Origin of the sequence: Paraburkholderia sp. SIMBA_053 (assembly GCF_046534895.1) — a bacterium.
In the GTDB taxonomy this organism is placed as follows: domain Bacteria; phylum Pseudomonadota; class Gammaproteobacteria; order Burkholderiales; family Burkholderiaceae; genus Paraburkholderia; species Paraburkholderia caledonica.
Genome location: NZ_JAWRXU010000001.1, coordinates 504,084 through 523,138, shown reverse-complemented (window position 1 = coordinate 523,138; position 19,055 = coordinate 504,084). Strand labels below are relative to the sequence as shown.

The following is a 19,055-nucleotide window of genomic DNA, read 5'->3' as shown; positions in this document are numbered from 1 at the left end:
ATCATTACTGTATAAACGTACAGGTCATGCAAACTCCGTGGCAACAGATGCTCCGCCGGATTCCCTCGCCGGCGTCCCTTACTATCTGCTGAATTTCGAGCGTGCGCTCGCCTGGCTCGCGCAACGTTACGACGATCTGCTCGATGCGAGCGAGCGCGCTTTTCTCGGCACATTCGCGCGCTTGCCGCAGGCGTCGCGCGCATTGCTGGTCCGAATGCTCATGCGCAAAGGCGCATTGTTTCGTGCCAGTCGTCTTGCCTACGACGAAATCGGCTGCCCGTTGCAAGCCGCTGCGCCCGTCTCGGCGCTCGGCTGGCTAAATCCCGCGCCGCACCTGACACTCGACGATCTATTCGCCCTCACCACGCGCGCCGAATTACTGGACATCTTCGCCGAGGCGCTTTCACTGATTCCGGGCGCCCGGAGTCTGCGCAAGCCCGATCTGCTGGAAGCATTACGTCCGTTCTATCCCGAGCGGGACGAGTTGGACGGGCATGACACCGATAGCTGCATCGCGCGCCCGTTGTCCGCATGGCACCCCCAGACGACCGATTGCGTGTTTCGCGTGGACATTGCGCCGCTGTGCGACCGTCTGCGTCTGATGTTCTTTGGCAATCTGCAGCAGGACTGGTCCGAATTCGTGCTCGCCGATCTCGGCGTATTCAGGTACGAAAGGGTGGCTTTCGGGCCTGCGTCGCGAGCGTTTCAGCAGCGCGCAGATGTCGATGTTTACCTTGCGTTGCAAGCATGTCGTGACGAACTGGACTCGATAGCAACGTCCGGCGCGCTGATCGGTCTGGAAGTAGAAAACGCTGCGCTCAATGACCTCGTGGCTCGGGTTCAAAGCGTGGAAACGTGCAACTCGTGGCTCGAATTGCGACGCGCCAAGCTGCTCTTTCGCATCGGCCAGCATTGCGAGCGCCGACAGATGTGGCCCTCCGCGCTCGCCGTGTACGAGGTTTGCGCGTGGCCCGGCGCGCGACATCGGCGTGTACGCGTGCTTGAACGAGCCGAGCGCTTCGAAGCTGCGCTTTCGCTAGCGTTGAGCGCTGCAGCGTCGCCCGAAAGCGAGGAAGAGGCACAGCGCATCGCGCGCATGCTCCCGCGCCTGCGTCGCAAGCTTGGTGGGCCGGCGGCGCGCGCGGCCGCTGCGCGAGCGGCCGAACGCAGCACGTTGATATTGCCCAGGCCCCAAGCGCCGCAGTCCGTTGAATACGTGGTGCGCGATCATCTGACATGCGAGTCGGCGCCGGTGCATTACGTCGAAAATGCATTGATCAACTCGCTGTTTGGACTGCTTTGCTGGGAACCGGTATTCGTGGCGCTGCCCGGTGCGTTTTTTCATCCGTTTCAACGCGGCCCCGCTGATCTTCACGCGCCGGACTTTTATGCGCGTCGAGCCGAACAGTTCGCTGCGTGCCTTGCTCAACTCGATAGTGGCGCGTATCGCGAGACGATTGCCCGGCATCTGCACGGCAAAGCAGGCGTGCAATCGCCGTTCGTGTTCTGGGGAATGCTTACGCCGGAGCTTGTCACGACGGCGCTCGACTGCTTGCCCGCCGCGCATCTGAAATTGTGGTTCGAGCGTTTGCTGCTCGATATTCGCGGCAATCGCTCGGGTTTGCCCGATCTGATCCGCTTCTGGCCCGCCGAGCGGCGCTATGAATTGATCGAAGTGAAAGGGCCCGGCGACCGCTTGCAGGACAACCAGATTCGCTGGTTAGCCTACTGCGTGCAGCACGGCATGCCGGTGCGCGTGGTCGACGTACGTTGGGCTGACGAAGCGCTTGACCATGCGATCGCCGATCCATCCGTCGGCGCGCTGGCGCTCACCACGCTGAACGCGGAGCGCACCGCATGAGTTACGTCGTCGCCGTGCGAGCCATGTGCGAGTTCACTGCGCGACGCGGCGACCTCGATCTGCGATTCACACCCGCGCCAACTTCGCTGGAAGGCATGGCGGGGCACATCACGGTCGCGGGTCGCCGCGCAAGCGGCTACGAAACCGAAATCACGCTGACCGGTACGCATCGCAATCTCACCGTGAGGGGTCGTGCGGACGGCTACGATCCGGTGGCGCACCGCCTGGAAGAAGTGAAGACGTATCGAGGCGATCTCGAGCGCATGCCTGACAATCATCGCACGCTGCATTGGGCGCAGGCGCTGGTGTACGGACATTTGCTGTGCCGCGCACGCGGATTCACGGAGTTGACGGTCGGGCTGGTTTACTTCGACATCGGCAGTCAGAAGGAAACGTTGCTCACGCAAGCGCACACGGCGCGCGAACTGGAGATTTTTTTCGTCGAGCAATGCGAGCGGTTTCTGGATTGGTCGGTGCAGGAGGAGGCGCATCGTGTCGCGCGCGACACGGCGCTCAACGCGTTGCAGTTTCCGCATGCGCAGTTTCGCTGCGGGCAGCGCGAACTTGCGGTGTCCGTCTACCGTGCGGCGCGCGACGGTAAGCCGCTGATGGCGCAGGCGCCAACCGGCATCGGTAAGACACTCGCCACGATCTTTCCGCTATTGAAGGCGTGCGCGACGGATCAGATCGATCGCGTGTTCTTTCTGACCGCGAAGACGCCTGGCCGTGCGCTCGCGCTCGACGCGATCGAAACGCTTCGCCGGAGCGCCGGGTCTTTACCGTTGAGAACGCTTGAACTGGTTGCGCGCGACAAAGCCTGTGAGCACCCCGACAAAGCCTGCAACGGTGAGTCGTGTCCGCTCGCGCGCGGCTTCTATGACCGGCTCGACGCGGCACGTAGCACGGCGCTCGCGGGCGAAAGGCTCGATCGCGCCGCAGTGCGCGAAGCGGCGCTCGCGCATGACGTCTGCCCGTATTATCTGGGCCAGGAACTCGCGCGTTGGGCCGACGTGGTGGTGGGCGACTACAACTACTACTACGACAGCAGCGCAATGCTCTACGCGCTCACGCAGATCAACCAGTGGCGCATTGGCGTGCTGGTGGACGAGGCGCATAACCTGCTCGACCGTGCGCGCCGCATGTACACGGCGTCGCTCGATCAGGCGGCGTTGCGGATCGCGCGCAAGACGGCGCCGCCCGGCTTGCGCAAGCCGCTTGAACGGTTGCAGCGCGAATGGAATGCGGTCAAGCGGGCGCAAACTGCGTCGTATCAGGTCTATGCAGACGTGCCTGGCAAGCTGCTCTCGGCCGCGCAGAATCTGATTGGCGCCGTGACGGATCAGCTCGCGGACGCGCCGCTGTCAATCGACGAGACGTCGCTGCGTTTCTTCTTCGACGCGATGCATTTCGTCGCTCTCGCAGAGCAATTCGGCGAGCATTCCATTTTCGATATCACGCTGACAACAGACCGCCACGCGCCACGCGACAAGACCAGTTGCATGCTCTGCGTGCGCAATGTGATTCCTGCTCCGTTTCTCGCGCCGCGATATGCAGCGGCGCGCACGACCGTGATGTTTTCGGGCACGCTTAGTCCGCATCATTTCTACCGCGATACGTTGGGTCTTGCACAGGAGACGCAATGGCTCGACGTTGAAGGGCCGTTTCGCGCGGAGCAGTTACAGGTGCATGTCGCGGGGAACGTGTCGACGCGTTGGCGTGACCGCGAACGTTCGCTCGATCCCATCGTCGATCTCATCGCAAAGCAGTACACCGCGCAGCCCGGCAATTACCTGGGTTTCCTGAGCAGTTTCGATTACCTTCAGCAGGTGGTCGCGCTCATGCGAGAGCGTCATCCCGGATTGCCGGTCTGGGCGCAGGAACCGGGCATGGACGAAGCGGCCCGCGACGCGTTTCTCGCGCGGTTTCGAAGCGCGAACCAGGGCATCGGATTTGCGGTGCTCGGCGGCGCGTTTTCGGAAGGTGTCGACCTGGTCGGGCAACAGCTGATCGGCGCTTTCATTGCGACGTTGGGCCTGCCGCAAATGAACGAGGTCAACGAACAGATGCGGCGCACGATGGACGCGCGTTTTGGCAATGGCTACGAATACATGTACCTGTACCCCGGTCTGCAAAAGGTGGTGCAGGCGGCGGGGCGCGTGATCCGCACCGAGCTCGACGAAGGCGTCGTGCATCTGATCGACGACCGGTACAGGCGGCCCGAGGTGCGCCGCCTGTTGCCTCGGTGGTGGCAGGTCCGGTAATTCATTCGACGCACGCAGCCCGTACCTCATTCGTGCGGCGACGTTGCTCCCGGGTTTGACGGTGTGCCGGGTCCGCCCGCAGGCTTCGAGTCGACAGGGATCTGGTCTTCCACTGGCGCGTCACCCTTTGAGGCGCCGTCAGGCGATACACCAGGCGATGCGCCGTCGGCGGACGGGCTGCTCGAAGGCGCTTGCTCAGGCTCCTGTTTCGGAGGCTCGCCCGCTTCGACGCGGGGCGCGACGCTGTCCGGGTCCCACGTCAGCAGATTGCGCTGCGGGTTCGCGATCTCGATGCCGCGCTCGCGGAACTGGTCGAGAATGCGCCGGTTGAATTCGCGCTGCACACCCCAGCGCGCCGAATCGCGGCACTGCATCTGTCCGGCCAGCGTAACGGCCGAGCCGTCCACGGCGTCCACGCCCCAGAAGCTGAAGTCGGACAGAATGCCGTCCTTGAATTTCTCGTCTTCGCGCAGCGCGGCGCCGATTTCCTTGAGCGTGTCGATCGCGAGATCCACGTCCTGGCCGAATACGATGTTCACGCGAACCGCCGCATTGCCGATGCCACGATTCGTATTGTTCACTGTCGATACCGAACTGAACGGCACGGTGAAAAGCGAACCGTCGCTGCCGCGTAGCCGCACTGTGCGGATCGACAGATATTCGACGGTGCCGGATACGCCCGCGAGCGTCACCCAGTCGCCCACTTGCATCGCGTTTTCCATCAGCAGGAAGATGCCCGTGATGAAATCCTGCACGAGTTTTTGCGAGCCGAAGCCGAGCGCCACGCCGAAGATACTCGCGCCTGCAAGAAGCGGCCCGATGTTCACGCCAAGTTCGCTCAGGCCCGTGAGCACGACCACCAGTGCGATCACGCAGAAAAGCCCGGTGCGCAACATGGGCAGCAGCGTGCGCAGACGTGCGGCGCGCACGAGGTCGCCGCTCGTCGTCCAGCGATCCAGCCGCTGCTCGACCGACACATTTACGCTTTCCCACACGATGAGCGCGATCACTGCCGCGACGCCGATCGTCACGATGGCCGACGCGAGGCGGTGGCCGACACTGCCGTCGCGGAACAACTCGCCCACATCGACGCCCCACACCTGGAGCAACGCGAGCGCGGTGACGATGCCGATGATCCACGAGACCACTCGCCGCAGCAGCGGGTAATAGCGGAACGCGTGCCGATGCACGAGCGACTTGCCGGCGGCGTCTTCGTGTCCGTTGAAGAGCCGCGCGAGACCGCCGAAGATGACGATGGCGAGCACCCGAGCGCCCACCAGCACGGCGAGCGACATGCCGCCGAGATGCAGCAGCGCGTGATAACCATTTTGCACGTCGAGCGCCCAGATGAACCACAACGCCATTACGACGAAGACCGAGAGCCACGCCCATGCATCGGCGAGTGCATTGCCGACCATTTCAAGCGACTTGCGCGCGGCCATGCGCTGGCGAATGAGTTCGCCGACCGGTTTCGCGCATTGCAGAATCAGGATCGAGATCATCACGTGGCCGGCGAGCGCCACGACCTTCATCAACGCGAGATGCGCCGCCTCGCTCAGGCCGAGCGAGTGCGCGATTTCCGCAATCGCGGAGCCCACGCCGACGACGCTGACAATACGGATTACCCAGCGATGTACGAACGCGGCCCATGCATCGCTCATGCGCAGCAGACGCAGACGCGGTGCCGTGGGCTGCAGGAAAAAGCCGCTGATGATCACGATCACGCGGCACAGCACGTAGATATCGACGAGCGAATCGAGGGCGCGGTCTTGCGGCGTGCCGTCGTCGGTGAAGATCGACATGAGCGCGCTCGCTGCGCCGACGAATACCGCGAGCGGCAGCAGACGCAGAACCGTGATCAATAGCGCGCGCGGCAGGCGCTGCAGCAGCGTCCAGTGATGCGTGGCGTTCTGCTTGCCCTTGGCTTCAGTGACTTTGCCGTTCGCGGCCGTCGTTGACGGCGCAGGCGTGACGGCAGGCTGCCCGGTAGCCGGTGAGGTTGCCGCGCTTGCTGCGGGTTCTGTTTTCGCCTCCGCTCTAGCCTGCGCTTCGGCTCGTATCTCGGCGACCGGCGGGGCAGGCAGAGGCGGCGCGGCGTTCGCAGCGTCGGCGGGCTGCGGTTCGACGTCTACCGGCAAGTCGGTGCGCGGTGCGTCTGCGGCGTCGCCACGTTCGCGGCGCGCGGCGAGCGCGAGATACGCGCGACGCAACAGGCGGCGCGCGAGCCATTCGAGCACGAGCGCGGGCAGCAGTGCGGCCAGCAGCGACCACGCAACGTGCGCGAGAATCGAGCGCGCCTGCGGATTTGTCGACTGCCAGTTCCACCACGCGCGCACCGAAGCGACGTCGAGGAGCGCCGTAATCGAGTTGCGAAGCGACGCACCCAGATTGACGGCCCAGTGCGCGCCTTGACGAGCCAGTTGGGACGCGAGTCCGTTGGACTTGAACGCGTTCGGCACGAGAGCGGCGGCGCCGCTTGCCGCAGCCGGCGCCGACGCGGCCGGCGCGGCGGAGGCCGGTGTGCTCAGCGCGCCGGCAGCAGCGATGGCCTGCAAGGTATCGGCCACCTGCGCGCGGCGCTTGGGATCGTTGAGGACTGAGAGCGCTTGGCGCGCCTGTTCAGGGGTCAGGGTGACAGTAGCGCCCGAGGCGGGCGTGGCAGCCGTCACCGCCGCGAAGACGGCCGGGGCGCCAAGAAGGAGGAAAACGAGGAAGCAGGCGTGTAGTAATTTGCGCATAGGGTGTAAGACGGGCTGCGGGTGCCGATGGCGTGCGAAACATCGGTCGGTCTGGCGGTTTGATCGACGCCTTAACCGACACGGCTTTTGTCGCACAAGTTCCTTTGACTGCGGCCGCGTTGTAAAGGAAGACCGCGCTGGCGGGCGTGAGCCGGCCCAAGGCAATTGGCGAAAGCAAATTGCTTGCCTGAGTCTGCCTGACTCTACGCGAAGGGGATCATAACAATGCGTGCCGCGGTGCCGCGCGGCACCGACGAGTAGGAGCCTGACTGCCCGGACGGGCAGGGAGGTCGATGCGGGCATGCTGCTGCCAGTGGCAGACTTGCCGCAGCCGATCGCCGGAGGGCTGCGGCCCGCCCAAAAACCCCGCTCGAACTAGGCAGAAGCCGCCGACATAGGAATAGGCATGCGAGGCTCGCGTTCGCCGTCTGCGTCCCCGTCGAGGTCCGCGTTCGACGTGCGCCCGCCGGACGGTTCCGCATGCAGCCGATCCGCGTGCATCAGCCGGTATAGCGTGGCGCGGGAAATGCCGAGCTCGGCCGCCGCCTCCGACAACTTGTAGCCGTGCCGCTGCAGCGCATGTTCGATCGCGTCTTTCTCGGCTTTGCTGCGAATTTCCGCGAGCGTGACGGCCGGCCCATTGTCCGTCTCGGGCAAGCCCAGGTCGCTCGCGTTGATGAAGCGGCCTTCGCTCATCACGACGGCGCGGCGCACGCAGTTGATCAGTTCCCGCACGTTGCCCGGCCACGCATAGTTCGACATCGCGACGATCGCGTCGCTAGACAGTCCGCGCAGCTTGCGCGCGCCGTCCTGCTTGTACATGCTCAGCGCATAGTTCGCGAGCAGCTTGATGTCGCCGCCGCGCTCGCGCAACGGCGGCTCGACGAGGCGCAGCACGCACAGCCGGTGATACAGGTCGGACCGGAAACGGCCTTCTTCGACCGCCTTGTCGAGGTCGACGTGTGTTGCCGAGATGACCCGCACATTCACGTGGATCGGCCCATTGCCGCCGAGCCGCTCGATCGTGCCTTCCTGCAGAAAGCGCAGCAACACGGCCTGGCATTCGTGCGGCATGTCGCCGATTTCATCGAGAAAAAGCGTGCCTTCATGCGCGCTTTCGATTCGCCCGATCTTGCGTTGAAGGGCGCCGGTAAAGGCGCCGCGCTCGTGGCCGAACAGTTCCGCTTGCAACAGGGTCGGCGGAATCGCCGCGCAATTGATGGCGACGAACGGCCGGCCGGCGCGCGGCGAGCGTTCGTGGATCGCGCGCGCGGTCAACTCCTTGCCCGTGCCCGACTCGCCGGCGACGAACACCGGCGCTTCTGTCGTGCCGCATTTGTCGATGCGCCGGTACAACTGCTGCATAGCCTCGCACTGGCCGACCATGCCGTGCCGTCCGAGCGACGGTTCCGGCGTTACATGCGCTTGTCGCAGCGCCGACAGCCCGTGCGCATGACCCAGCGCGAATACGAGCCGCTCATTGAGCCACGGCCGGGTGACGAAGTCGAAGCAGTAATCGAGGATGAAACGGCTGATCAGTTCGTCATCCGCCTGGCCCGGCGCGATTTGAGCGACCCAGTTCGTTTCTGGCCGGCGCATGCACGAGGCTAGGGCGGACAGTTGCTGCGACGTGCAGTCTTCCGGCAGCTCAATGAGGCCGACCTTGATATTGTCGCGCTCGATCATGCGTTCCGCGCTCGCGGTGGTTTTTGCGTGTACGGCGTGCCATGCGGATGCGGCGAGGAAGTCGGCGAGTTTCTTATCGGGCGAGTTCGACACGTAAAGAACGGTGCGTTCGGTGTCCGCGGATGCGAAAGTCATATTCATTACCCCCGATTCGGTGCTGCTTTCAAGACTGCTGTTCGACGTTGTCAAGGATCGCAAGCCTGACCGGGCATGCGGAATAACTGTGCCAGCAGCCAAGTAGCAAACCCGGGCACGAAGCTCTGAGCCGTCGCGGGCGCTACTGCGCTACTGGGGCGACGGCCGATCGACTGTAAGATCATAGCGGGGCAAGCAGCGCAGCGTGAACTGCGAGGTGCAGCCTATTGGCGGCAGACAGGTGAACGTTTCGCGTTGCACCGGCCGGAGTATTTCATCCCCGAATCACTTGTACCGTTTCTTATCTCCTTGGCTTTTTTGATCGCGCTCTAAACGGCGCGTGACTTAAACATAAGCGAAAGCGCTTTGGAATGCTATACAAACAAATCAGGAAGCCGGCAGTTTGCCCTCCTGACGGGCGTTTATTCGATTCCGGCTGATAGCGGCGCGATTGCGGCCGGACAGTTGCCCGATTGCCGGCCTAATGCGCGCATAACCGGAAGCCGTTCGGACAGCACACGTCAAGCCCCGTTATGCGCGGTGGAGTACACAACGCGTGGACGAACCCTGAGCGAGCAGGTCCGTTATGCGATTTCGATGTTTCAGGTATGCAACATAATCGACAGTGCGTTTTCCACGGAATCTGGATCGATTCTATCTGCTGCTATGTCGGCAGTTGCGTTCAGAACTTGAACGCAAACCGCGAAGGGGCGCGGTGTACCCGGCGTCGACGCTTATATGAAGCGCATATTCCGTGCGTTCAATTGACGTTTTACGCACGATGGCGGCCTCGATGAGCGTCTCGTATACGAATCATCGGAGCTATGGCACGGCGGCGAAAAAACCGGCCAAAGCCGCGCATGCCGGCAAACGCCTTGTGGCACAGGACTTCGACCCGCATGGCATGGCCATTGCAATAAGCGAGTCACAGCGAATCTGTTGCTGCCGGTCGGTGAGGGAGAGGGGAAGTCGAAAAAAACGACCGGCAGCACAACGACTCGCGGACGCGGCCGGGGAAAGCCAATGCGTTCTGCGAGGCTGCGGCGGGGTCATGGACAAGCGGACGTCACATAACACGGGGCGAATGACCGATGCGAAACGGTCGTTCGCCACCCGGCGACGCAAATCTTTGACCTCGTCGATTTTTTCGTCTGTGGAGGTGAAGGTGGCGGAGACATAACGACAGGTACCTCGCGCGGCAACGTTTGCGCGAGCGACATGCAAACGGGGAAAGGGCAGCGCACGGTCTGGACCAACCGGCGCGACGAAACGGGGAGAAGGCCAGAGCTTCCATAGAGAAGCGCACAAGCGAGGTGGACCGGGCGCCGTGTTCGCGTGTTTAGCGTGAGCACGGCGGACCTGGAAGGCTGCATGCAGCCGTCAGCATGTCACCGAACGGGGGATGTCATGAAAACGCACGTTATCGGCCCGGTGTGCAGACACCGCCACGACCATCCAGCCACGGCACGTAGTGGCGAAGTTATCCGTCTTCGTTACCGGGTGCACGTTGGTGCGCCGCGCGGACTGTTTGCCGCACCGCCGGTGGATCAGCTCACGCTCGTGATCGCCGACGCAATGAAGCGCAAGGCGCAGGCGGAGATCCAGCGCCCGGAATTGCGCGATGCATACGAGATGCCGGTTTCGCGCGAGAGGAACGCCGATCGCGATGCTGACATAAGTGAGCGGGAATACGACGAATCGGACTGAGCGCTGCTGGTGGGTTGAGGGAGTTGGGGGTGGCTTGCGCGAGCATCCGAACGAATGACAGAACATTCAACCCGCTGCGCCCGCGTGCTGGCCGCTTCACGCTTCGTGGCATCATGTAGAGACTGCCACAGTCAGCGAGCCGCGCGCGGCGTCCTCCATGGCCAACGAATCCAGCGGTTTTAGCGGCATTTCTTCGATCCTCTCGAATCCGATTCTCAACACGGACGCGTATAAGGCATCGCACTATCTGCAGTACCCGCCGGGAGCGTCGGCGATGTTCTCGTACATCGAATCGCGCGGCGGGCGCTACGATTGCACGCTCTTTTTCGGCCTGCAGATGCTGATCAAGGAGTATCTGTGCCGGCCCATCACAGCGGCAATGATCGAACAGGCGAAGGCGTTTTTCAGCGCGCATGGCGAGCCGTTCAACGAAGCCGGTTGGCACCATATCGTCGAGCATCACAACGGGTATTTGCCGGTGCGGATTCGCGCAGTGCCCGAGGGTTCGGTGGTGCCTACGCATAACGTGCTCGTCACCGTCGAGTGCGACGATCCGCTGGTATTCTGGCTCGCCTCATATCTGGAAACCATGCTGCTGCGCGTGTGGTATCCGGTCACGGTAGCGACCCAAAGCTGGCATCTGCGCAAGACGATTCACGCCTATCTGTCAAAGACGAGCGACGACCTCACGCAACTGCCGTTCAAGCTGCATGATTTCGGGGCGCGCGGCGTGTCGAGCGCGGAGTCGGCGGCAATTGGCGGCGCCGCGCATCTCGTGAGCTTCATGGGCTCCGACACGGTGCTCGGCGTGGTCGCGGCGAATCACTACTACAACGAGAGCATGGCCGCTTTCTCGGTGCCGGCCGCCGAGCACAGCACGGTCACCTCATGGGGCCGCGAGCGCGAGACCGACGCGTATCGGAACATGATCGCGAAGTTCGCAAGACCGGGCGCAATCGTTTCGGTGGTATCGGACTCCTACGACCTGTACGCGGCGCTCAAGGTTTGGGGCACCGATCTGAAGCAGGCCGTGCTCGATTCCGGCGGCACGCTCGTCATCAGGCCGGATTCGGGCGATCCGCAAACTATCGTCTTGCAGACCTTGCATGCGCTGGAGGCGTCGTTTGGATCGGTGCTGAACAGCAAGGGGCGCCGCGTGCTCAACAACGTGCGAGTGATTCAGGGCGACGGCGTGAATCCAGACTCGCTCGAGGCCATTCTCGCCGCAATGGACCATGCGGGTTTCGCGGCGGACAACATCGTGTTCGGTATGGGCGGCGCGCTGTTGCAGCAGATCAATCGCGACACTCAGCGATTTGCGATGAAGTGCTCGGCGATCCGCCTCGGGGATACATGGCACGACGTATCGAAAGATCCGGTCACGGACACGAGCAAACGGTCGATGAAAGGACGCCTCACGCTGTTGCGCAACCGTCGAACGGGCGACTACCGCACGGCGACGCTGCCGCTCGCGCCAGCAGTAAACGCGGCGGCAGCCGAAGGCGATTGGGAAGATGCGATGATCACCGTATTCGATTCGGGCAAGCTGCTGGTCGACGTATCGCTGTCGGAAATCCGCGCTCGCGCGCATGCGCACGAAGCATAGCGGCTGCGCATGCAGGCCCGCAGCGGCGAGGATTCGATACAATCCGGCGAGTTGCGGTTAGCGGTTATCGCTGGCTGTAACGCGGCTTCAACGCGGGTGCAACTCGGCTGCGACTCGGCTTCAACTCGCGCTCCAATACGGGCAACGCAAATACCAGAACAATGAGCCACTCCAATATCCAACTGATCGAGCGCTTCTACACCGCGTTCCAGCGGCGCGACGCTGACACCATGATCGCCTGCTACGCCGACGACATCGTTTTCAGCGACCCCGCATTCGGTGAACTGCACGGCGACGAAGTGCGCGACATGTGGCGCATGCTCGTCACGCGCGCACAGGATTTTTCGCTGACATTCGACAGCATCGAAGCCGACGAACATAGCGGCCGCGCGCATTGGACCGCAGGCTACGTGTTTAGCCAGACGGGCCGGCCGGTGGTCAACCAGATCGATGCGCGCTTTGCATTCCGCGATGGGCTGATCGTCGAACATCGCGACAGTTTCGATTTGTGGGCGTGGATGCGTCAGGCGCTGGGCGCGCGAGGCGCGCTACTCGGGTGGTCGCCGCTCGTGCATCGCTCGATCCGGTCGCGGGCGAGAAGAGGGCTTGCGCTCTATCGGCGCCAGGACCATAACACCTGACGCGTGGGTTGCGGCCGATGCAGTATCCTTGTTTCATCGATCAGCGGGGACACGTATGCCGGTAGTGGATGCCGCGTGGCACGAATGGCTGCGCACGAACGCAGCGCGTGGCTGCACGATCGACTCGATGATCGAGGCCATGACGCAAGCCGGTTTTGCCGCCGAGGCAGCCGGCGAAGCGGTGCGCGCCGCCTTCGGATCGAGTACTGCGAACGTTGCGAGCGCAGCCACAGGGGCGGTCTCAGCGGCGGGCGGCACCGAAGCGGCGTTGCCGCAAAAGACGCCACACACATACCGGTACGACGACGCGCCGGTCGCGCACGGCAATACGATCCACGCCCATGACCGGGACGTGCAGGTGTTGGCGCGCTGCGAGCGGCCGCAGGTGATCGTGTTCGCGAACGTGCTGTCCGCGCAGGAGTGCAGCGAGATGATCGAACGCTCGCGGCATCGGTTGAAACGATCGACCACCGTCAATCCTGCGACCGGTCAGGAAGACGTGATCCGCAACCGCACGAGTGAGGGCATCTGGTATCAACGCGGCGAAGACCCGTTGATCGAAAGGTTGGAACAGCGCATTGCGAGCCTGATGAACTGGCCGGTCGAGAACGGCGAAGGTCTGCAGGTTCTGCACTATGGCCCGACCGGCGAATACCGGCCGCATTACGACTATTTCCCGCCCGATCAACCGGGCAGCGCGGTCCATACGGCGCGCGGCGGCCAGCGCGTGGCGACGCTCGTCATCTATCTGAACGACGTGCCTGAAGGCGGCGAAACGATTTTTCCTGAAGCGGGCTTGTCGGTGGCGGCGAACCGGGGCGGTGCCGTGTATTTCCGCTACATGAACCGCCAGCGCCAACTCGATCCGCTGACCTTGCACGGCGGCGCACCAGTGCTTGCCGGCGAAAAGTGGATCATGACCAAGTGGGTGCGCGAACGCGCGTACGTCTGATTTCAATATCTGGGCGCGCGTTGGCGCATTTGAACTTCGTGCTCAGGTGCTGCCGTAGACATCCGGGTCGTGTACTTCCATGAACAGCGCCGGGTTCGACAAAGCCTTGAACCCGTGTGGCCGATAGACGTGGTGCGCGTCTGTCGTTGCCAGCATGATTCTCCTCAAACCCTGCAGCGACTCGCTCGCGAAAAGTTGCGTGAGCAACGCGTGTGCGTATCCGTTGCCGCGATACTCGGGCAGCACGAACACATCGCACAGGTACGCGAACGTCGCGTGATCCGTGACCACGCGCGCAAACGCGACCTGCTTGCCCGCGACATAGCCGCCAAAACACAGCGACCCGGCAATCGCGCGTTCGAGCGTTTCGCGCGGCATGCCCTTCGCCCACGGCGTTTCCTGCGACAGAAACGCGTGCACCATTGCGACGTCGAGTTTGTCCTTGTCGCTGGAAATTTCAAGTTCGCTCAGTTCATTAGAGGTCGCCACGCCGTCTCCTGAAATCTGTTAACCCTTGGCCGGGCCTTCCGCGCCGCGCGAACCGCCGCCGATGCTCTGGCCAGCATCGCGTGAAAGACCCATGTAGCCGATCACCGACACGAGCGTCAATACGCCCGCAAGCAAAAACGCGAGGCGGAAATCGTCGAGCGTGAACACGCGGCCCGTCGTCTCGCCGTTGAAGAACGCCGCGGCCCGCAGTGAAACCGCGCCGAACGCAATGCCGAGACCGATGGTCATCTGAGCCGCCGCGCTCCATAGCGTGCTGGCCGCGCTCATTTGCGGCTGCGCGACGTCGGCGTAAGCCAGTGTGGCGAGTGTCGAAAACTGCATCGAGCGCGCTACGCCGTACACGAACACGACGATCAGCACGAGCGCAAGCGGAACGTCCGGCGTCAGCAACCCGCACGCGATGATGAAAATGCCGGCCACCGTCACATCTACGATCGACACCATGCGAAAGCCGAAGCGCTGCAAGATTCGCGTGGTCAGCGCCTTCATGCCGAGATTGCCGAGCGCGCTGGCGAGCAGCAGCAGCCCGGACTTGAACGCCGACAAGCCGAAGCCGACCTGGAACAGCAGCGGCATCAGATAAGGTACGGCGCCAATGCCAATGCGCGTGAAGGAGCCCGTTATCACCGTGACCGAAAACGTAGGGATTTTCAGCGTGGAAACGTCGATCAACGGATGCGGATGCCGCTTCTCATGCTGGAATGCGACGGCGCCCACCACCAGGCCCAGGACGATGATCGCCCCACCGATCCACGGGTTCTCGGCGGGCTGGCTTGCCAGTTCCGCGCCGTACAGAATCGCAGTGAGCGCGGTGCCGCTCAGCAGCAAACCGACGACGTCGAGCGGCTTGCGTTCGCTGCCGCGCAGGTTGGGCACCAACGCGAGCGCCACGGCCATGGCCGCGAGACCGAACGGCACATTGAGCAGGAAAATCCAGCGCCACGACGCATAAGTGGTAATGAAGCCGCCGACTGGCGGGCCGATTACCGGCGCGGCGATTGCGGGCCACGTTATCGTTGAAATGGCCTGCATCATGCGGCTTTTCTCGGTGCTGCGAACCACGATCAGCCGGCCGACCGGCACCATCATCGCGCCTCCGATGCCTTGCAGCAAACGCGCGGCGGTGAATTCCGCGACGTTCTGCGACAGCCCGCACAGCACCGAGGCGACCGTGAACACGCCGATCGCGCTGAAGAACACGGTGCGCGAGCCGCAGCGGTCGGCGACCCAGCCGCTCGCCGGGATGAAAATCGCCAGCGCCAGCATGTAGGCCGTCATGCCGAGACTGATGCTGTTGGGCCCGACGCCGAACGAGTGCGCCATCTGCGGCAGCGCCGTCGCGATCACCGTGGTGTCGAGATATTCCATGAAAAACGTCGCCGCGACGATATACGGCAACCGGCCGGCATGCTTCAGAGGCGTGCTGCTTGCGTTCATTGCATGGCCCCCGCCAGCGCGTGCGTGTGGGCGTCGCGAAGGCCGCGAACGCATGGGCGAATTCCACGCGAAATACGCAATGCTATGCACTTCATGTTTTTGACTTTCTCTCGAATACGTGTTTTCGCCGTCCCTGCAAAGCGGACGAGCGACAGGAGCGGGGCCGGGGGAACGCGTCGGTCATGCTGCTAGCAGAATGACTTGCACTGGGCGCGTGCCGCGGTGATATATCGCCGGCTCTGAATCCTATCGCAATCGGGGGCGCTGCATAGGTGATGCGTGGCACAGACCAATGCGTCCGGTCCAAACAGCGCACTGACTCGTGCTGACTCATGTATGACTCATGCCGAGCACGTCGCGTGCCGTGCCCGGCCGTCAGCAAACACGTTTCGATACGACCCGCGGTTCAGTCCTTCGCCGCGTATTCGCGGTCCAGCCGGTCATACAACGGCTTGTTCACGAGACGCTGGCGCTCGCTGAACGGAGCGACGAGCGTCGCGTCCTCGTCGAGGCGACCGTTGCTCTTCAGGCTGCCGAGCGCGCGTTGCATGCCGAGCACCGCACCTTGCAAGGCGGCGTTTGCGTACAGCACGATGCCGTAGCCGAGTTTCGCGAGCGCTTCACGCGATTGCACCGGTGTCTTGCCGCCGATCACGATGTTGATCAACTGCGGCTTGTCGAACAGCGACGGCAAACGCTCGATGTCCGCCAGCGACTCCGTCGCTTCGATGAAGAGAATGTCGGCGCCGGCCTCGATAAAGCGATGACCGCGCTCGATCGCGTCTTCGATACCGTGGACTGCCGCGGCGTCGGTGCGCGCCATAATCTGCAGATTCCCGTCCTCGCGAGCGTCGACCGCCGCGCGGATCTTGCCTGCCATTTCGCTGGCGCCGATCACTTCCTTGCCGGAAAAGTGCCCGCATTTCTTCGGCATCACCTGGTCTTCGAACTGGATCACGTCGGCCCCGCTGCGCTCCAGCACGCGCACGGTCTGGCGTACGTTCAACGCGTTGCCAAAGCCGGTGTCGGCGTCGACAATCAGCGGTAGCGCAACCGCATCGCGGATTCGCGCGGTGTGCTCGGCGACCTCTGCAAGACCAATGAAGCCGAGATCGGGCAAGCCGAGCGACATGTTGGTGACGCCCGCGCCGGTGATGTAGATCGCCTCGAAACCGGCGTCCTCGATAACACGAGCGCTCATCGCGTTGAAGGCGCCCGGCACGAGCAGGCCTTGGCGTTCGTTGACCTTGGCGCGGAAGGCGGCGCGGCGCGCGGCGGAAGTTGTCATGGCGGGTGTCTCCAGAGAAAAGGGTGGCCTCCAAAAGGCAGAAAGTATGCCAAGGAGTCGGCGCTGACAAGTAACGTCGTGAAATCAATCGCTTAGTGAAGCGAGGCTCGCAATCGGCGTTTCGTGGCAGAATGGTTGAATGTTCCATGAAACGTTTCCTGAAACGATTGTGGAACGTTTCAACTGCCTCTTCTGGAGCGTTTCACATGTCGACCTTTGCGCCGTCTCTTGTCAACGCTGATTCGAGCCGCCCGGGGATTGCACTGGTAAGTATCAGCCGCCTCGAATCGCTTTGCGAGACGATTGCGCCGCGCTACGCCGGCCGCGCGAGATTTTTCTCGATTCGCGAAGGCTATGGCTCCGCTGTCACCGCGTTGCAGGCATACGTCGACGCGGGCTCCGTCGACGTCGTCCTCGCGGCGGGCTCAAACGGCGCGTATTTGCGCGACCACCTGAGCGTGCCGGTCGTCATGGTGAAGGTGAACGGCTTCGACGTCCTGAGCGCGATCACCCGCGCCACCACCGTTTGGCCCAACGAGCCGATCGGGCTCGTGCTGCACGAAACGATCTCGCATGAACTGGCCGATCTCAGCGGCTGGCTGAGCGTCGGCCTGAAACAGCGCGCCTACCGCTCGGTCGATGAAGTCAGAACCGCAGTGAGGGATCTCGCCGCCGAAGGCTGCCGCGTAATCATCGGGCCGGGCATGGCTTGCGATCTCGCGCAGCAGGAGGGTCTGGAGAGCGTGTTCCTGTACTCGCTTGGGGCCGTCGAGGAAGCGTTCGAGCGCTCGGTCGAACTCGCGCGCGTGAGCCGCCAGAAGGAGTCGAAGCGCGTGCGCCTGAACACGATCGTCGCGCATCTGCGCGACGGCGTGGCCGCCTTCGACGACGCAGGCCAGCTCGAAGCGGTCAACCCCGCGATGCTCGAGCTACTGGGCCTCGACCGTGACCGGGACGTTTCGGCGCAACTCGCGCGGACGGTCGGCCCGTGGCTGCGCAAGGCGCTGCAAGGCGACGGCGCGCTCGACGAGCGCATCGAGCAGATCGGCGAGCGTTCGCTGATCGTCAATTGTGTGCCGATAGTCGAGCAGGGCGCGCGCTCGGGCGTTGTCGTGACGGTGCAGGACGCGCTGGTCGCGCAGCGGATCGACCGGTCGTTGCGCACCAGTCAGCGGCCGATGCATCTGGTTGCGCGGCATCGGCTGGACGATCTGATCGGCGAATCGGCGGCGCTCGAACGCGTGCGCCGGCTCGCGCGCGCCGGCGCGGCGCACGACGTCACCGTCTTATTGACCGGCGAAAGCGGCACCGGCAAGGAACTGGTGGCGCAGGGCATCCACAATGCAAGCCCGCGGCGCGGCAATCCGTTCGTCGCGTTCAATTGCGCGGCGCTTCCCGAGGGGCTGATCGAAAGCGAACTGTTCGGTCACGAGGAAGGCGCGTTCACCGGCGCGCGGCGCGGCGGCAAGCCCGGCCTGTTTGAAATGGCTCACACCGGCACTATTTTTCTCGATGAAATCGGCGAAATGCCGCCCGCGCTGCAAAGCCGGCTGCTGCGCGTGCTCCAGGAACGCGAGGTGATGAAGCTCGGCTCGGGCCGCGCGACACCCATCGACGTGCGGGTGATAGCCGCCACGCACCGAGACCTGCACGCGCTCGTCGACGAGGGCGGGTTTCGCGCGGATCTGTATTTTCGTCTGAATCTGCTTCAGATAGAATTGCCGCCGCTGCGTGAGCGGCGCGCCGACGTCGCTTTGCTGGCGCGGCACTTGTTAAGCCGCAATGCGCTCCAATATGGATTGTCTGAAGCGGCAAGCGACCGGGTTCTGCAGTTTCTGACGCCGCTCTTCGAGCGCTACGCGTGGCCAGGCAACGTGCGGGAACTGGAAAATCTGCTGGCGCGCGCAGCGATCTATCTCGGCGATGCAGCGAGTGAGCAGCGCGTCGATCCTGACGGCAACGTTCAGCCCGACCTGTTGGCGCTGTTTCCCGAATTCAGCCGTATGGAGCAAGCGGGCGGCAACGGGAGGCTTGTTAGAATTTCCGCAGACGCCGCCACGCCTGGCGCCGCCCGTGCCGCGCCGAGCCGCGACGACGCACTGGAAGCACTGGCACGCTGCGGCGGCAACCGTGCAGCGGCAAGCCGGGCGCTGGGCATCGGCCGCACGACGCTGTGGCGGCTGCTTAAAGCGGATGGCGCGCGATAGCCGACGGGGCCGGATCAGATAGCACA

At 63.4% G+C, this 19,055-nt stretch carries 12 protein-coding genes; 7 read left to right on the top strand and 5 right to left on the bottom strand.

The features are described from left to right. The first annotated feature begins 37 nt into the window (after positions 1-37). A complete protein-coding gene (locus SB753_RS02355) occupies positions 38-1,861 on the top strand; it encodes a VRR-NUC domain-containing protein (RefSeq protein ID WP_410798780.1) in 1,824 nt (607 codons plus the stop codon). Further along, on the top strand, positions 1,858-4,122 hold the full coding sequence (locus SB753_RS02350; RefSeq protein WP_410798779.1) for an ATP-dependent DNA helicase: 2,265 nt from the start codon (positions 1,858-1,860) through the stop codon (positions 4,120-4,122). Before SB753_RS02355 ends, SB753_RS02350 begins: the two co-directional genes overlap by 4 nt. Before the next feature lie 26 nt (positions 4,123-4,148). Here SB753_RS02350 and SB753_RS02345 read toward each other — a convergent pair whose 3' ends face one another. Next, entirely contained in the window at positions 4,149-6,860 is a 2,712-nt protein-coding gene (locus SB753_RS02345; RefSeq protein WP_410798778.1) for a mechanosensitive ion channel domain-containing protein, read from the bottom strand. Positions 6,861-7,235: 375 nt separating this feature from the next. After that, a complete protein-coding gene (locus SB753_RS02340) occupies positions 7,236-8,687 on the bottom strand; it encodes a sigma-54-dependent transcriptional regulator (RefSeq protein WP_088173740.1) in 1,452 nt (483 codons plus the stop codon). Positions 8,688-10,088: 1,401 nt separating this feature from the next. Between SB753_RS02340 and SB753_RS02335 the strand changes: the two genes are divergently transcribed. The 4 genes from SB753_RS02335 to SB753_RS02320 all read left to right on the top strand — a co-directional run bounded on the left by SB753_RS02335 (position 10,089) and on the right by SB753_RS02320 (position 13,587). Next, complete coding sequence (locus SB753_RS02335) at positions 10,089-10,388, top strand: hypothetical protein (protein WP_410798776.1); 300 nt, start codon at positions 10,089-10,091, stop codon at positions 10,386-10,388. 157 nt (positions 10,389-10,545) lie between these two features. After that, a complete protein-coding gene (locus tag SB753_RS02330) occupies positions 10,546-11,994 on the top strand; it encodes a nicotinate phosphoribosyltransferase (protein ID WP_410798775.1) in 1,449 nt (482 codons plus the stop codon). Between the two features lie 161 nt (positions 11,995-12,155). Continuing rightward, positions 12,156-12,635: a nuclear transport factor 2 family protein gene (locus SB753_RS02325; RefSeq protein WP_410798774.1), complete on the top strand. Its 480-nt coding sequence runs from the start codon at positions 12,156-12,158 to the stop codon at positions 12,633-12,635. Between the two features lie 55 nt (positions 12,636-12,690). After that, on the top strand, positions 12,691-13,587 hold the full coding sequence (locus tag SB753_RS02320) for a 2OG-Fe(II) oxygenase (protein ID WP_410799603.1): 897 nt from the start codon (positions 12,691-12,693) through the stop codon (positions 13,585-13,587). Between the two features lie 42 nt (positions 13,588-13,629). Here SB753_RS02320 and SB753_RS02315 read toward each other — a convergent pair whose 3' ends face one another. The 3 genes from SB753_RS02315 to SB753_RS02305 form a co-directional block, all read right to left on the bottom strand. Continuing rightward, the gene (locus SB753_RS02315) at positions 13,630-14,076 is read right to left on the bottom strand and encodes a GNAT family N-acetyltransferase (RefSeq protein ID WP_410798772.1); all 447 of its coding nucleotides are present in this window, start codon (positions 14,074-14,076) and stop codon (positions 13,630-13,632) included. 18 nt (positions 14,077-14,094) lie between these two features. Further along, entirely contained in the window at positions 14,095-15,534 is a 1,440-nt protein-coding gene (locus SB753_RS02310) for an MFS transporter (RefSeq protein WP_410798770.1), read from the bottom strand. 406 nt (positions 15,535-15,940) lie between these two features. Beyond that, complete coding sequence (locus SB753_RS02305; protein ID WP_020067924.1) at positions 15,941-16,822, bottom strand: oxaloacetate decarboxylase; 882 nt, start codon at positions 16,820-16,822, stop codon at positions 15,941-15,943. 206 nt (positions 16,823-17,028) lie between these two features. On the opposite strand from SB753_RS02305, the gene prpR reads away from it, so the two are divergent. Beyond that, the gene (prpR, locus tag SB753_RS02300) at positions 17,029-19,029 is read left to right on the top strand and encodes a propionate catabolism operon regulatory protein PrpR (RefSeq protein ID WP_410798768.1); all 2,001 of its coding nucleotides are present in this window, start codon (positions 17,029-17,031) and stop codon (positions 19,027-19,029) included. Positions 19,030-19,055 lie beyond the last annotated feature (26 nt).

Coding starts and splice junctions, on each gene's coding strand:
- SB753_RS02305 (WP_020067924.1), bottom strand. CDS start 16,822: ATGACAACTTCCGCCGCGCGCCGCGCCGCCTTCCGCGCCAAGGTCAAC.
- SB753_RS02310 (WP_410798770.1), bottom strand. CDS start 15,534: ATGAACGCAAGCAGCACGCCTCTGAAGCATGCCGGCCGGTTGCCGTAT.
- prpR (WP_410798768.1), top strand. CDS start 17,029: ATGTCGACCTTTGCGCCGTCTCTTGTCAACGCTGATTCGAGCCGCCCG.
- SB753_RS02325 (WP_410798774.1), top strand. CDS start 12,156: ATGAGCCACTCCAATATCCAACTGATCGAGCGCTTCTACACCGCGTTC.
- SB753_RS02345 (WP_410798778.1), bottom strand. CDS start 6,860: ATGCGCAAATTACTACACGCCTGCTTCCTCGTTTTCCTCCTTCTTGGC.
- SB753_RS02340 (WP_088173740.1), bottom strand. CDS start 8,687: ATGAATATGACTTTCGCATCCGCGGACACCGAACGCACCGTTCTTTAC.
- SB753_RS02350 (WP_410798779.1), top strand. CDS start 1,858: ATGAGTTACGTCGTCGCCGTGCGAGCCATGTGCGAGTTCACTGCGCGA.
- SB753_RS02320 (WP_410799603.1), top strand. CDS start 12,691: ATGCCGGTAGTGGATGCCGCGTGGCACGAATGGCTGCGCACGAACGCA.
- SB753_RS02335 (WP_410798776.1), top strand. CDS start 10,089: ATGAAAACGCACGTTATCGGCCCGGTGTGCAGACACCGCCACGACCAT.
- SB753_RS02330 (WP_410798775.1), top strand. CDS start 10,546: ATGGCCAACGAATCCAGCGGTTTTAGCGGCATTTCTTCGATCCTCTCG.